Raw genomic sequence first — 14,061 nt, 5'->3', positions numbered from 1 at the left:
GCTATCGGCCTCCGGCCCCGGAAACGGCAACACCGCCATGGCTGCCCTCCGGTTCCGCTTCGCTTCACCTGCGGCCAGCCATGGCGCCGGAGGCAGTTTTACACTAACAAATAACACGGACCACTCGGTGGGGGCCGGTCACATCCGCATGTGCGGATCGAGGCGCTCGATCTCGAAGACCGCGCCTCGGTAAGCGCACTCGCGCAGCGTCTTTCGGGCATGGCAATCGATGTACTGCTCAACAATGCGGGACTTTACGGGGGTAGCTGGGACAATGCCTCGCACCGCCAGAGCCATGACAGCATGGACTATGATCTGTGGGAGCAGATCATGCGGGTCAATGTCATGGCCCCGTTCCAGCTGGTGCACGAACTGCGGCCAAATCTTGAAGCTGGGCAGCGCAAGCTGGTGATCAACATGTCCTCCGATCTAGGCTCGATCGCCAACAACGCACAGGGCCAGTCCTATGCCTACCGCTCGAGCAAGGCGGCCCTCAACATGGTAACCAAAGGCCTGTCGGTGGAACTGGCACCGCTTGGCTTTACCGTCATCAGTATGGCCCCAGGATGGACGCAAACCGATCTTGGCGGCACATCGGCACAGTGGCCGGTCGAAGAGAGCGTGGCCAATCAGCGCAAGGTAATTGCGGGGATCACCACACAGGACAACGGGCGCTTCGTCGATCTGCTCGGGAGGAACGTTCCCTGGTGAACGTCCCCCGCCATGCGCTTGTCACTGGCGCAGCGAGCGGAATCGGGCTGGCTGCGGCAGAACTGCTGCTGAAGCAGGGCTGGCGGGTCACCGGGCTGGACCGCCAGCCCTGCCCGACCAACCTGGCTGCAGCCCAATGGATTGCATGCGACCTGAGCGATCCTTCAGGCCTTGATGCGGTCTGTGCCACAGTTGCGGACCCTCTCGACGCGCTGGTTCTCAGCGCAGGGGTTGCGGGAGTTGGCGATCCGCTCCGGGTACTCCAGATCAACTTCATCGCTGCGCGCCGCATGGTGCGGCTGCTCTCGCCCCGGATTCATGCTGGCGGCTCGGTCGTCGTGGTCTCATCGGGCGCCGGATGGCGTTGGATGAACCGCAGGAATGCCTTGCTGGATGTTCTGCGCGAAGAGAGCGACACCGAGGCGCTCACTCTTGCAAGCGCCCTGTGTGGCTCTGCAGCCGAGGCTTACAACTGCTCGAAGGAACTGCTCTGCGCACTCGTGGCCCATGATTGCCTGCAGCACTGGCCCCGCGTGCGCCTTAACTCGGTCAGTCCCGGTAGCGTCGCAACGCCGCTGCTTGCCGATTTCACCGCGTCGATGGGCGATGAAGCGATGCGCTTCTCGCGGGCGGCGGTGGGCCGGGATGCCACCTGTGAAGAGATTGCCGCAGTGATCGCCTTTCTCGCGAGTGATCAGGCTCGCTGGGTGAACGGTGCCGACATCAAGGTCGATGGCGGACTGACCGGCGCACTGGCCGGCTGTGCCGTTCGTTTCCCAGGTTGGGAATCCTGACTTCGCTGATCAGGCGATCGTCCGTGCGTCAGGCGCCCATGGCGTCGAGTTCGCCCACGATGATGCGGGTCAGTTCGTCCACGGTGTGGCGGGTCAGGTCCTTGTCGATCATGGCCACGATCCGCTGCTGCGCGGCAGGGTCGAGCGCACGGCGGAAGGCCGCAAGCGAGCGTGGCGGAGCGACCACGATCACGTCGGCACTTTCCCGATCATCCAGCGCGCTGACCAGCTCGGCCACTTCGGCGGCGAAACGATCCTCGTTGCGCTGGTGCGGATCGCCCCGACTGAAGGTGTCGCTGCCTGAGCCGAAGCGCGATCCGGCAATGCCGGGCCCATCATGCAGAATCTCGCGGTTGGTCGGATTGCGGTGCGCATCGTGCCCAACCACCGAAAGGTTCGGGCGGCGAAAATCGCCAAGATTGCGCAGCACCAGCAAACGCCCGCCATCAAGCAGTACAACATGGGCCCCATGCCGCAGAATCATCGCGCATCACCCTTTCGACCAAGGTTTCAGGTGAAGCCGTGCTTATGAATGCCAGCCAAGGCCTGCTATCGGGTTTGTTACGGAGCCAGGGCGATCAGGATCGCCCTTCTGCCGCCTTCGGACGATAATTGCGCCGCCAGGCCTGTTCCGATCCGAGGCCGGCCGCAAAGGCGATCCGCAAGGCTTCGGCAAAACTTGCAACATCAAGCTTGGTCATCAGGTTGGCGCGATAGACCTCGACCGTGCGCGGGCTGATGCCCAGATCGAAGGCAATCGTCTTGTTGGGATAGCCGCAGGCCAGCCCGTCCAGCACCTCGCGCTCGCGTTCGGTCAGCTTGCCCAGCTGGGTGCTTGCCCAATCGGTGCGGCGGTGCAGTTCCTCGCGATCGTTGAGCGCGGCAAAGGCCAGCTCGATCGAGTGGAGGAGCCGCTCCCGGTCGAACGGCTTTTCGAGAAAATCGATCGCGCCGGAGCGCATGGCCCTGACCGCCAGGGAAACATCGCCGTGGCCGGTAAGCAGGATCACGGGCTGGGCGAAGCCCTGCTCGGTCATCGCCTGTTGCACGGCCAGGCCATCCAGGCCCGGCATCCGGATATCGAGCAGGACGCAGGCCTTGCCATCGCGATCCGCCTCCTTGAGGAACAGCTCGCCACTCGCCCAGCGCTCGGTGCGGAAACCGGCATTACGCAGCAGGAAATCGAGCGAGCGCCGGACCGAATCCTCGTCATCCACGATATGCACCAGCCGCTTGTCGGCATCGTCAACCATCGCCGTCCTCCGCAACGGGAACCGTGAAATGGAACGCCGCGCCACCGGTTGGCACCCGTTCGTGCCACATCCTGCCGCCATTGGCCTCGATGATCGTGCGGCAGATCGCAAGCCCCAGACCCATGCCCTTGGTGCGCGTCCCGCTGAACGGCTCGAACAGATGCTGCTCGACCTCGGGGTGCAGACCGGGGCCATTGTCCTGCACCGTGAAGTGCACGCCATCCGGATCCGGTTCGGCATAGATTTCGATCCGCCCGTCCCCTCCAAGCGCTTCAAAGGCATTGCGTACCAGGTTGATCAGGACCTGTTGGATCTGGATCCGGTCAGCAAAGATCGCCGGGCAGTCTAGCGAGATGTCCATTTGCAGGTTGACCGATCCGGCCTCCGCTCCCGGCAGAGCGAGCGCCAAGGCTTCCTTGACGAGGTCGGCCGTATCGGCGACCCGCGGTTCCAGATCGCTGCGGGCCAGGAAGGCGCGCAACCGATGGATGATCTCGCCCGCGCGCAGCGCCTGGCGGCTGGATTCGTCCAGCGCCTCGCGCAGCAGCGCGACGGCCCCCTCTCCCTGGGTCAGATCGATTGAACCGGCTGCCTGCAGGTAGTTGGCAATGGCGGTAAGCGGCTGGTTCAGCTCGTGCGCCAGGGCAGAACCCATGGTTGCCAGCGCAGCTCCCCGCGAAATCTGCGCCAGTTCGGCTTCGACCTCGCGCAGCTGGGCGGCATCCGCCTCGCGCTGGGTCAGGTCACTGATGAACCCGGTGAAGACCTGTCGCCCATCGATCTCGAACTCACCCACGTGCAACTCGTGGGCGAAAACCGAACCGTCCTTGCGCTGGCCGAGCACACGCCGGGCCTTGCCGATGATCTGGCGTACGCCGCCGGCGCGATAGCGCGCCAGGTACCCATCGTGCCGGGAACGGTCAGGTTCCGGCATCAGCATCGAGACATTCTGCCCGATCACTTCTTCGGCCTTGTATCCGAACAGGACCTCGGCCGCCGTGCTGAAGGACAAGACAATGCCGAAGTCATCCATGGTGATCATGGCATCGGGAACGGTCTCGATGATCGAGCGCAGTCGCGCCTCGCTCTCCCTTAGCACCCGTTCCCGAACCAGTTCATCGGTGATGTCGCGCAGCACCCCGCAATAGCCCAGCAGCTTTCCGAACTGATCGCGGATCGGGGTGGCGGTCAGATCGACCATTACGCGCGATCCGTCCTTGCGCTTGCGCCAGCCACGATCGCGAAAGCCACCCATCTCCAGGATGCTGGCAAACCGTTGGCTTGCCCTGTCATCCCGCTGCTGTTCCGGTAACTGAATGATCCCGATCATCTGGCCGATGGCTTCCTGGGCAGTCCAGCCAAACAACCGTTCGGCGCCCGAACTCCACATGGTGATCCGCTGATCGAGCCCGACCATGACGATCGCATAGTCCGTGGCACTGTCGATCAGCAGCTGCATCGCCAGGTGATAGGTCTGCTCGCGCGTTTGCGATGCCACCAGGTCGGTCTTGCGATTGGCCAACAGCAACGCGCCGCCAATCTCCCCGGCCTCGTCGCGCCAGGGCATCATCTTCCATTCGACCCAGTCGATCGAGCCATCGGCCCACCGCAGGCTATCAAGCTCGGACGATTCGGTGGCGCCGGCGAGGATCCGCTGGTGAATGGCGCGGACGTCCTCCGGTATCTCTGGAAAGACATCGTAATGCAGCTGGCCGACCACATCCCGGTCACCCAGGCCAAAGTCCTCGCGGAAGCGCCGACTGCAGCCGAGATAGCGCATGTCGCGATCGAAAATGGCGATGCCTGCCGGAACATTCTCCAGCATCAACTCGCAAATCTGGCCACTGGCTGCGAAGCCTAGCAAGACCCTCTCCGACTGGTGTCCTTATCCGCCGGATCAATACCGACGCAAACATACGCAAGATTGCGACCGCACCGTTCGCGTTGCAAGCCGCAAAAATCGTTAGCTGCGCCGCTTTTCTGCAAGAAGTCCGGTTCCGGTTGCTGCCCCCCGACCGTTCCTTGGCGAGGCAATCGGTCTGCCACTATCCGGTGTTTCCCGGATAGCGGCGAGTCGCCCCGCCGTGGGATCGCCAGCCCCGGATTGACCTGATCGGGACGTCACCTTGCCCCCATCGACATTGCCCGGGAAATCGGCGACCCTGCCGCCGGATCGCGCCTGTTGCCGTCTTGCCAGCCTGGCGGCGGGACCGGAGGGGGAATGAGCGAGCGGCCTGCCATCTATCGCACCGCCGGGCTGACCAAGTCCTATGGGACCGCCCCAACCGCGGTCCATGCGCTGCGCGGGGTTGACCTGACCGTCCACGCTGGAGAGCTGCTGGTGCTGCTGGGCCCATCGGGTTCGGGCAAGTCCACCCTGCTCAACATCCTGGGCGGGCTGGACAGCGCCACTTCGGGCCAGGCCTGGTTTGAGGATAGCGAAATCACCGCGCTCGATGCCGATGGGCTGACCGAATACCGCCGCCGCTCGATCGGCTTCGTGTTCCAGTTCTACAACCTGATCGCCGCGCTGACCGCGCGCGAGAACGTGCAGCTGATCACCGATATTGCCGAGGATCCGATGACGCCCGAGGAAGCGCTGGCGCTGGTCGGGCTGGAGGGGCGGATGGATCACTTCCCGGCCCAGCTTTCCGGCGGTGAGCAGCAGCGCGTCGCCATTGCCCGCGCCATTGCCAAGCGCCCACAGGTGCTGCTGTGCGACGAACCGACCGGCGCGCTCGACAGCGAAACCGGGATCCGCGTGCTGACCGCGCTGGAAACCGTCAATCGCGAGGTCGGGACGACAGTGATGATCATCACCCACAATGCCGTGATCGCCGACATGGCGGACGAAGTGGTCCACTTTGCCGACGGCGCGATCGCCTCGCACACCAGCAATCCCCGCCGCAAGCCGCCCGGCGAGCTGGCTTGGTGAACGCGCTGCCGCCCCTCACCCGCAAGCTGCTGCGCGACCTGTGGCGGCTGCGCGGTCAGGCATTGGCGATTGCCCTAGTGATGGCGGCGGGCGTCGGCATGGCGGTGATGTCCTATGGCATGATGCGCAGCCTCGATGCCGCGCGCAGCGCCTATTACGAGGGGTATAGCTTGGCCCAGGTCTGGGTGCCGCTGCGCCGGGCGCCCGACAGCCTCGCCCGCGAACTGGCTGAAGTGCCGGGCGTTGCCGGGGTGGAAACGCGCCTGTCGGGTGCCGCCACGCTTGATCTGCCGGGGATCGCCGAGCCGGTGCTGGCGCGGCTCCATTCGCTTCCGATCCAGCTCAACCGCGTGGTCCTGCGCTCTGGCCGGATGCCGCGGGCCGAACGTCCCAACGAGGTGATCGTCAGCGAGGCCTTCGCCAAGGCCGCCCGGCTGGCGCCGGGTGACCGGCTGCCGGCGCTGGTCTATGGCAAGCGGATCGAACTGGTGCTGGTCGGCACGGCGATCTCGCCCGAGCATGTCTATGCCGTGGCCCCGGGCCAGATCTTTCCCGACAACCGCCGGTTCGGGATCATCTGGATGGCGCGCGAGCCACTGGCCGCCGCGCTCGACATGCGCGACGGGTTCAACGAAGTGCTCCTGCGGCTGGCACCCGGCGCCTCTAAACAGGAAGTGATCCGCCGGGCCGACCGGATCAGCGCCGCCTATGGCCCGGTCGGGGCCTATGGCCGCGATCTGGACGTATCCAACCGCTTCCTGTCCAGCGAGATCGACCAGTTGCGCACCATGGTGCAGATCCTGCCGCCGATCTTCCTCTTGGTCTCGGCTTTCCTGCTCAACATCCTGCTGGCCCGCCTGATCGACACCGAGCGCGAGGTGATCGGCCTGCTCAAGGCCTTTGGCTATCGCAGCGCGCCGATTGCCCGGCACTATGCCCAGCTGGCGCTGCTGCTTTCGCTGGGCGGCGTGGCGCTGGGCTGGGTGCTGGGCTTCTGGCTCGGCCGGGGGGTAGCCCTGCTCTACCAGGCCTACTTCGCCTTCCCGGCGCTGACCTTCTCCGCCGGGGCCGACATCTATCTCGGTTCCGCCGCCATGGCCCTTGCCGCCGTGCTGGCCGGGGCAATCTCGGCGGTCTGGCGGGCGCAGCGGCTGACCCCGGCCGAGGCCATGCGCCCCCCTGCCCCGGCGCGCTATTCGAGCGGCCCCTTGTCGAGCCGGCTGGTTCGCCTGCTGCCCGACGAGCCAAGCCGGATGATCCTGCGCGGGTTCTTCCGCCGCCCCTTGCGGACCATCGCCAGCGTGCTGGGCCTGGCCATGGCGCTGGCGCTTTACGTGGCCTCGGCCAGTTCGACCGACAATGTCGAGCGGCTGATCCAGCTGGTGTTCGAACGCGGCCAGCGCGCCGATCTGGCCCTGTCCTTCACCGAGCCGCGCGACGGGCGCGTGCAGCGCGAGCTGGCGCTGCTGCCCGGCGTGCAGCGTGCCGAAACCTATCGCGCGGTCGGCGCGGAACTGGTCAAGGGCCCGCATCGCGAGCGTGAGGCCGTGCTGGGCCTGCCGCGCGGCAGCGCGCTGATGCGGATCGTCGCGCTGGACGGCACGACGATCGAGCCGCCACCGGGCGGCGCGCTGATTTCGAGCCAGCTGGCCCGCAAGCTGGACATTGTCGCGGGCGACCAGATTGAGGTGCAGGTCACCGAAGGTCAGCGCCAGCGCTTCACCCTGCCGATCACCGCCGTGGTCGACGTGCCGCTGGGTGCCTCGCTGGTGATCGAACGCGGCGCGCTCAACCGCCTGCTGCGTGAGGGCGATGTAGCCAGCGGGGCCTACCTGATGACCGACCCGCAGCAGGCGCCCGCGTTGTTTGCCCGGCTCAAGCAGACGCCCCAGGTGGCCTCGGTCACCGTTGCCGCCAATGCCGTGCGCGGCATCCGCGAGACGATTGCCGAAAGCATGGGCATCGTCACCCTGTTCAACACCCTGTTCGCCATGCTGATCGTGGTGGGCGTGACCTATACCAGCGCGCGGATCAGCCTGTCGGAACTGGCGCGCGACCTCGCCTCGATGCGGGTGCTGGGCTACCGCAAGGGCGAGGCCGGCTTCGTGCTGGTGGGCGAGCAGGCCCTGCTCGCCCTCGCTGCCCTGCCGCTGGGGCTGGTGCTGGGGATGGCGCTGTCGCGCTATATCGCCAGCAGCTTTTCATCGGATATGTTCATGATCCCCGCCGCCGTCAGCGCGCGCACCCTGGCCGAGGGCGTGCTGGTGGTGGCGGTGGCAGCGGCGGCCACTGCCGTGCTGGTGCGGCGCAGCGCCGACCGGCTCGACCTGGTCCGCGCGCTGAAGACGCGGGAGTGACCATGACCAAGGCAACCTTCACCGGACCACGCCTGCTGATCGGGCTGATCGTCATCGCCCTGGCGCTGGCCGGCTGGTTCATGCTGCGCAAGCCCGCGCTCGAGGTGGAAACCGCACTGGTCCATAGCGGCCCGATGGCGGTCACCATCGATGACCTCGGCGAAACCCGCGTGAGCGATCTGTTTACCGTCTATGCCCCGGTCACCGGCGAGCTGCTCAGGCTGCCGCACAAACCCGGCACGGCCGTTGCGCCGGGCGAGGTCGTGGCCCTGATCCAGCCGATCCAGCCAGCCCCGGTCGATCGCCGCGCCTATGCCGAAACGCTCGACCGGATCGAGGCGCTGCGCGCCGAGCTCGCCGCCGCCCGGGCCGGCGTGCAGGAGGCGCAGGTCACCGAACAACTGGCCCGCACCACGCTGCAACGGATCGAGGCGTTGCAGGCGCGGGGGTTTGTTTCGCGCGCGCAATACGATGCCGCCCGCAGCGAGCGGGACCGCGCCCGCGCCGCGACCCGCGCCGCCAGCCAGACCGCTGACGCCGCCCTGCATGCCCTGCGCGCGGCCGAAACCGGGCTGCGCACGGGCAGCGGCGCACCGCCGATCGGGCAGGCGATCGAAGTCCGCGCTCCGAACGGCGGTGTGGTCCTCAGTCAGCTGCATGAAAGCGGTGGGCCTGTCGCCGCCAGCACACCGCTGCTCGAACTAGGCGATCCGTCCCGGCTTGAAGTGGTGGCCGAAATGCTCAGCGCCGATGCGGTCAAGGTCGCGCGCGGCGCAGCCGTGGAAATCGCCGCCTGGGGCGGCGACCGGCCGCTGCCGGGCAAGGTTCGGCTGGTCGAACCGCTGGGCTTTCGAAAGATCTCCGCCCTGGGCGTGGAGGAACAACGGGTCCGGGTGATCATCGACCTGACCGGACCGCGCGAGAGCTGGCAGCGACTCGGCCATGGCTACCGCGTGGGCGTGAAAATCGCGCGGTGGAGCGATGCCAAAGTGCTGCAGGTGCCGATTGGTGCCCTGTTCCGCGAAGGCACCGGCTGGGCCGCCTTCACGGTGGACAGCGATGGTCGCGCCCGGCGCATCGCTGTCGCAGTCGGACAAATGAACGACGAAACCGCCCAAGTCCTTGGCGGACTTCGCGAAGGACAGGCGGTCATCGTCCATCCGGGCGAAAAGGTCCGCGACGGGGTTCGCGTCACCGCAGCCGACTGAACCACCTTTGCGAAAAACTTTGCCCGAGCGCGGGATTGACGCGCGCCCCGGCCCTGCGCATGCTGCATTGCAAAGAAAAACCGGTTTCGACGCAGGAGGGGATGGAATGCGGCGCAAGGTAATGTTGGCGGCGGTGCTGCTGGGAACAAGCGCGCTGGTCGGCGGATGCGATCAGATCAAGCAAGCCGTGGGCGGCGGCGAAGTGGCGGTCAAGGAAACCGAGTTTCCGGAAAGGGTGCTGTGGGGCGATACCCACCTCCATACCGCCAATTCGGTCGATGCCTTCGGTTTTGGCGTGCGGCTTGGGCCCGAAGAGGCCCTGCGCTTTGCCCGGGGCGAGGAAATCACTTCGACCACCGGGCTCAAGGCCAAGCTGTCGCGCCCGCTGGATTTCCTGGTCATCACCGACCACGCCGAAGGGCTTGGCGCGACCAAGGCGCTGTATGACGCCCCGCGGATGCTGATCACCGATCCGACCATGCGCCGCTGGTACGACATGATGCACGAAGGACCGGAAGGTTCGCAGCGCGCCATGGCCGAGATCCTCGACGCGCGCGGGCGCAATGACCTGCCGGACGCGATGATGGGCCAGGCCGATGCGGCGGAACGGACCAAGTCGGTCTGGAACAGCAGCATCGACACGGTCGAAGACTATAACGAGCCGGGCAAGTTCACCGCCTTCTTCGGGTTCGAATACACGCTGATGCAGGGCGGCAACAACCTGCACCGCAACATCATCTTCCGCGATGGGCCCGACAAGGTCCGCACCGTGGTGCCGATCGACCCGACCTACAAGGCCACTCCGGACGAGATCTGGAACTATATGGAGGCTTACGAGAAATCGACCGGTGGACGGGTGCTGGCGATCCCGCACAACTCGAACCTGTCGAACGGCCTGATGTTCGAACTGACCCAGCCCGGTGGCGGGCCGATGACCGCCGAATATGCCAAGCGCCGGGCGCGGCTGGAACCGGTGGTGGAAATCACCCAGATCAAGGGCGACAGCGAAGCGCACCCCTTCCTGTCACCCAATGACGAATTTGCCGGCTTCGGCGTGGCCGGCTGGGAGATCAGCAACCTGCTGGGCAACGAGCCCAAGAACTCCAGCATGTTCGCGGGTGAATATGTCCGCGAGGCGCTGAAGCGTGGCCTGCTGCTGGAAGCGCAGATGGGCGTGAACCCCTACAAGTTCGGCCTGATCGGCTCGACCGACAGCCACACCGCCCTTGCTACCGGTGATGAGGACCAGTTCTTCGGCAAGCATAGCGGCAATGAGCCCAATCCAGCGCGCGCGCTGCAGGGCCAGAACCTAGGTACGCGGCAGGGCCGGTTCGGCTGGCATTACCTGGCCAGCGGCTATGCGGCCGTCTGGGCCAAGGCCAATACCCGCGCCGCGATCTTCGATGCCATGCAGCGCCGCGAGGTCTATGCCAGCACCGGCCCGCGCATGACCGTGCGGTTCTTTGGCGGCTGGGATTTCAAGGCTGATGACCTGACGGGCGACTGGGTCCGCGCCGGGTACCAGCGCGGCGTGCCGATGGGCGGGGAACTGAAACCTGGCGCGAAGGGCGCGCCCAGCTTCATCGTTTCCGCGCTGAAGGATCCGATCGGGGCCAATCTCGACCGCGTCCAGGTGGTCAAGGGCTGGGTCGACAAGAACGGCAAGGCCCAGGAGAAGGTCTTCGACGTGGTCTGGAGCGATGCGGCGAAGCGCAAACCGGTGGGCGGCAAGCTGCCGTCGGTGGGCGATACCGTCGATGTCGCGACCGCCAGCTACAAGAACACCATCGGCGCGGCGACGCTCAACACGGTCTGGACCGATCCGGAATTCGATCCTTCGGTCCGCGCGTTCTATTACCTGCGGGTGCTGGAGATCCCCACGCCCAGCTGGCCAGCCTATGACGCGGTCCGCTTCAAGCTGAAGCTGCCGCCCGAAGTGCGGGTGAAGCAGCAGGAACGCGCCTATACCTCGCCGATCTGGTATTCGCCGACCAAGGCCTAGGGAGACCCGATGGCATCCTGGCGCGATCGCGCAGTCGGTTTGCTGCGCGAACCTCTGGTGCACTTCCTTGCGGCAGGGGCTCTAGTCTTTGTCGTGCTGTCGGGCCGCCCGCCCGATGCCGGTGAGCGGCGGATCGTGGTGGACGAGGCTGTCGTCGCCGGGATCGTCAACCGCTATGTCCAGGCCTTCCGCCGTCCGCCGACCCCAGCCGAGCTCGACGGCCTGATCAGCGACCACGTCCGGACCGAGGTCTATTATCGCGAGGCCCTGCGCCTGGGCCTTGACCAGGATGACGAGGTGGTCCGCAAGCGGATGCGCAACAAGATGCTGGCAATCGCCGGGGCCGAGGCGGAAGCCGCGCAGCCCAGTGATGCCGATCTGCAGGCGCTGCTGAACAAGGATCCGGCGCGCTATGCCCTGCCCCCGCGCTACACACTGGAACAGCGCTACATCGGCGAGGACAATGCCGCCAATCGTGCCCGGGCCAGCAGCGATGTAGCCGCGCTGAACGCCGGGCGGGCCGCAGGACTGGCGCAGCAACCCTTGCCATTGCCGGGCCGCTTCGTCGATGCACCGGCCTTCGATCTGGCAACCCAGTTCGGCGATGAATTCGCCGCCGCCCTGGCCAAGGCTCCGGTCGGCCGATGGTCTGGCCCGGTGTCCTCCGGGTTCGGTCTGCACGTGATCAAGATGGAACAGCGCGCCCAGCCGCCGCAACCGCGCCTGGCCGAGATCCGCCAGCGGCTGGAAAACGATTGGCGCGCCGCCGCCGTGCGCAAGGCCGAAGACGCCCATCTCAAGGAGCTGCTCGAAGGCTATGACGTGCTGATCGAGCGGCCGGAATGATCGCGCTGGTCCGTCTTGCCCTGGCGCTGGTGCTGCTGGCCTTTGCCCTGCCATCGCGGGCCGACGAGCTGCGGCCGGGCTATCTCGAGCTGACCCAGCAGACTGAGGCCGAGTGGAAGCTGGTGTGGAAGGCCCCGATCCTGGGAGGCCTCGCCACCCGCGCCGCGCCCTTGCTGCCCGATTTCTGCAAGCTGGCGCTCGATACGCCGCGCCTCGCCGGTCCTGCCGTGGTCGCGACCGGGCGCGTGACCTGCACCCGCCCGCTCGATGGCGCGACCGTGGGACTGGAAGGCATGGAACCGGGTTCGACCGACGCCCTGCTGCGGGTGGCCCCGCTCGGCCGCCCGGTACAGACCGAACGCCTGACGCCCGGCAGCAGCACTTTCACGATCAGCGCGGTGCCGGATCGCTGGCAAGTCGCACGAACCTATTTCGTGATCGGGGTGGAACACATCGTCGCGGGCTTCGATCACCTGCTGTTCGTGGTAGCGCTGGTCCTGCTGCTGCAACACGGCTGGTCGGTGGTGGCCGCTGCCTCGGCCTTTACCATCGCCCACTCGATCACCCTGGCCGGCACGACGCTGGGCCTGTTCGGCCTGCCCCAGGCCCCGGTGGAGGCAACGATCGCCCTCTCGATCGTGTTCCTGGCAGTCGAGATCGTCAAAGCAAAACCAGGCGAGCCGCGGTTGTCGGAACGCTTGCCATGGCTGGTCGCCTTCCTGTTCGGCCTGCTCCACGGCTTCGGCTTTGCCGGGGCGCTGCGGGAGATCGGCCTGCCCGAAACCGACGTGCCCATGGCGCTGCTGACCTTCAACCTCGGGGTTGAAGCCGGACAATTGCTGATCGTCGCCGTTTCCATGGCAGTGCTCACGCTGCTGCGCCGCTTCGCGCCGCGCGCGCTGCGTCCCGCCGTGATGACCAGCACCTATGCCATCGGCGCGGTAGCCAGCTTTTGGTTCATCGAGCGGGTCTGGGCATGAGCGCCCCGGCGCGGCTGGCCGGGATCGACGCGCTGCGCGGGATCGCGGCGCTGCTGGTCGTGGGCCTCCACACCAATGCCGTGTTCGGCGGGCTGGGGCAGTTTTCGAAGGGCTATCTTGGCGTCGATTTCTTCCTGATCCTGTCGGGCTACCTGATGGCCCGGATCACCGAGCCCCGGATTGCCGCCGGTCTGACCCCGCAACGGTTCATCGTCGCACGCTACAAGCGGTTCTGGGGCATGGTCGCGCTGGGATCGCTGATCGGCATTCCCTATTTGTGGATCCGCGCCGGGGGCGAATGGTGGCCGTTCCTGCCCGCGCTGATTGCCAACCTGGCCCTGCTGCCCTGGCCGGTCGCCAACCTGCTGTTTGCGGTAAACATCCCGGCCTGGACGATCTTTGCCGAACTGGTCGCCAATGGCGCGCACGTGGTCGCGCTGCGCCGCCTGTCCGACCGGGGGATTGCGGCGCTCACCTTGCTGCTGGGCGGGCTGACGGTCTGGGTGGCGGTCAGCTGGGGCAATCTCGATGTCGGGGCGCGGCCGGGCCATGTCTGGGCGGCAATCCCGCGCGTGTTCTTCGCCTATTGCCTGGGGATCGCGCTGTGGCGCTGGGGGGGTGAGCGGGTGCTGGTGCCGCTACCCGCACCGCTGGTGCTGCTCGCCCTGCCGCTGGCGATTGTCGGCAGCTGGTGGAGCGGCTGGCGAGCCTGGCATTTCGACATCGTCTTCGTCGCCCTGCTCTGCCCGCTGGTGATTTCAGCCGCAACCCGGCTGACCCGCCAGACCTGGCTCGGCTGGCTGTCGGCCGCGATCTCGTTCCCGCTCTTCGCCACCCACCTGCCGATCCTCGAAGCCGTGCGCGAACTGGGCGGCGGCAAGGAACTGGCCGTGCCGCTGGCACTTGGCGTCGCCCTCGCAATCGTGTGGTGGACAAACCGCCGCGATGCCCGCAAGGCACTGGCCAAAGCTTGAA

The 14,061-nt window shown here is 66.5% G+C and carries 13 protein-coding genes; 10 read left to right on the top strand and 3 right to left on the bottom strand.

The genetic code is table 11. The features are described from left to right. The 3 genes from O9281_RS03035 to O9281_RS03025 all read left to right on the top strand — a co-directional run. Positions 1 to 107 (top strand): integrase catalytic subunit (locus tag O9281_RS03035; protein WP_298182603.1); only part of this gene is annotated, 107 nt, incomplete at its 5' end. Positions 108 to 150: 43 nt separating this feature from the next. Then, complete coding sequence (locus O9281_RS03030) at positions 151 to 711, top strand: SDR family NAD(P)-dependent oxidoreductase (protein WP_298182583.1); 561 nt, start codon at positions 151 to 153, stop codon at positions 709 to 711. Continuing rightward, the gene (locus tag O9281_RS03025; protein ID WP_298182581.1) at positions 708 to 1,505 is read left to right on the top strand and encodes an SDR family oxidoreductase; all 798 of its coding nucleotides are present in this window, start codon (positions 708 to 710) and stop codon (positions 1,503 to 1,505) included. The genes O9281_RS03030 and O9281_RS03025 overlap by 4 nt, the downstream gene beginning before the upstream one ends. A 28-nt stretch (positions 1,506 to 1,533) precedes the next feature. On the opposite strand, the gene O9281_RS03020 is transcribed toward O9281_RS03025, so the two are convergent. The 3 genes from O9281_RS03020 to O9281_RS03010 all read right to left on the bottom strand — a co-directional run bounded on the left by O9281_RS03020 (position 1,534) and on the right by O9281_RS03010 (position 4,583). Further along, positions 1,534 to 1,989 carry a host attachment family protein gene (locus O9281_RS03020; protein ID WP_298182579.1) on the bottom strand — a complete coding sequence of 152 codons (456 nt, stop codon included), beginning with the start codon at positions 1,987 to 1,989 and terminating at the stop codon, positions 1,534 to 1,536. A gap of 94 nt (positions 1,990 to 2,083) precedes the next feature. Next, a complete protein-coding gene (locus O9281_RS03015; protein ID WP_298182577.1) occupies positions 2,084 to 2,758 on the bottom strand; it encodes a response regulator in 675 nt (224 codons plus the stop codon). Continuing rightward, complete coding sequence (locus O9281_RS03010) at positions 2,751 to 4,583, bottom strand: PAS domain S-box protein (protein ID WP_298182575.1); 1,833 nt, start codon at positions 4,581 to 4,583, stop codon at positions 2,751 to 2,753. The genes O9281_RS03015 and O9281_RS03010 overlap by 8 nt, the downstream gene beginning before the upstream one ends. Positions 4,584 to 4,979: 396 nt before the next feature. Between O9281_RS03010 and O9281_RS03005 the strand changes: the two genes are divergently transcribed. From O9281_RS03005 to O9281_RS02975, 7 genes are all read left to right on the top strand, one after another. Beyond that, on the top strand, positions 4,980 to 5,693 hold the full coding sequence (locus tag O9281_RS03005) for an ABC transporter ATP-binding protein (RefSeq protein ID WP_298182573.1): 714 nt from the start codon (positions 4,980 to 4,982) through the stop codon (positions 5,691 to 5,693). After that, positions 5,690 to 8,050, top strand: a complete 2,361-nt coding sequence (locus tag O9281_RS03000; protein WP_298182571.1) for an ABC transporter permease — start codon at positions 5,690 to 5,692, stop codon at positions 8,048 to 8,050. The genes O9281_RS03005 and O9281_RS03000 overlap by 4 nt, the downstream gene beginning before the upstream one ends. 2 nt (positions 8,051 to 8,052) lie before the next feature. After that, positions 8,053 to 9,258 (top strand): HlyD family efflux transporter periplasmic adaptor subunit, encoded by a 1,206-nt coding sequence (locus O9281_RS02995; RefSeq protein ID WP_298182570.1) that lies wholly within the window; start codon positions 8,053 to 8,055, stop codon positions 9,256 to 9,258. Between the two features lie 106 nt (positions 9,259 to 9,364). Then, a complete protein-coding gene (locus O9281_RS02990) occupies positions 9,365 to 11,260 on the top strand; it encodes a DUF3604 domain-containing protein (RefSeq protein WP_298182569.1) in 1,896 nt (631 codons plus the stop codon). Between the two features lie 9 nt (positions 11,261 to 11,269). After that, entirely contained in the window at positions 11,270 to 12,106 is an 837-nt protein-coding gene (locus tag O9281_RS02985) for a peptidylprolyl isomerase (protein ID WP_298182567.1), read from the top strand. Next, positions 12,103 to 13,086, top strand: a complete 984-nt coding sequence (locus O9281_RS02980; protein ID WP_298182565.1) for a HupE/UreJ family protein — start codon at positions 12,103 to 12,105, stop codon at positions 13,084 to 13,086. Before O9281_RS02985 ends, O9281_RS02980 begins: the two co-directional genes overlap by 4 nt. Then, positions 13,083 to 14,060 carry an acyltransferase gene (locus O9281_RS02975; protein ID WP_298182563.1) on the top strand — a complete coding sequence of 326 codons (978 nt, stop codon included), beginning with the start codon at positions 13,083 to 13,085 and terminating at the stop codon, positions 14,058 to 14,060. Before O9281_RS02980 ends, O9281_RS02975 begins: the two co-directional genes overlap by 4 nt. Position 14,061: the final 1 nt, after the last annotated feature.

This window comes from Novosphingobium sp. (genome assembly GCF_027531025.1).
Lineage (GTDB): Bacteria > Pseudomonadota > Alphaproteobacteria > Sphingomonadales > Sphingomonadaceae > Novosphingobium.
This window is presented reverse-complemented; position numbering and strand designations above follow the sequence as displayed.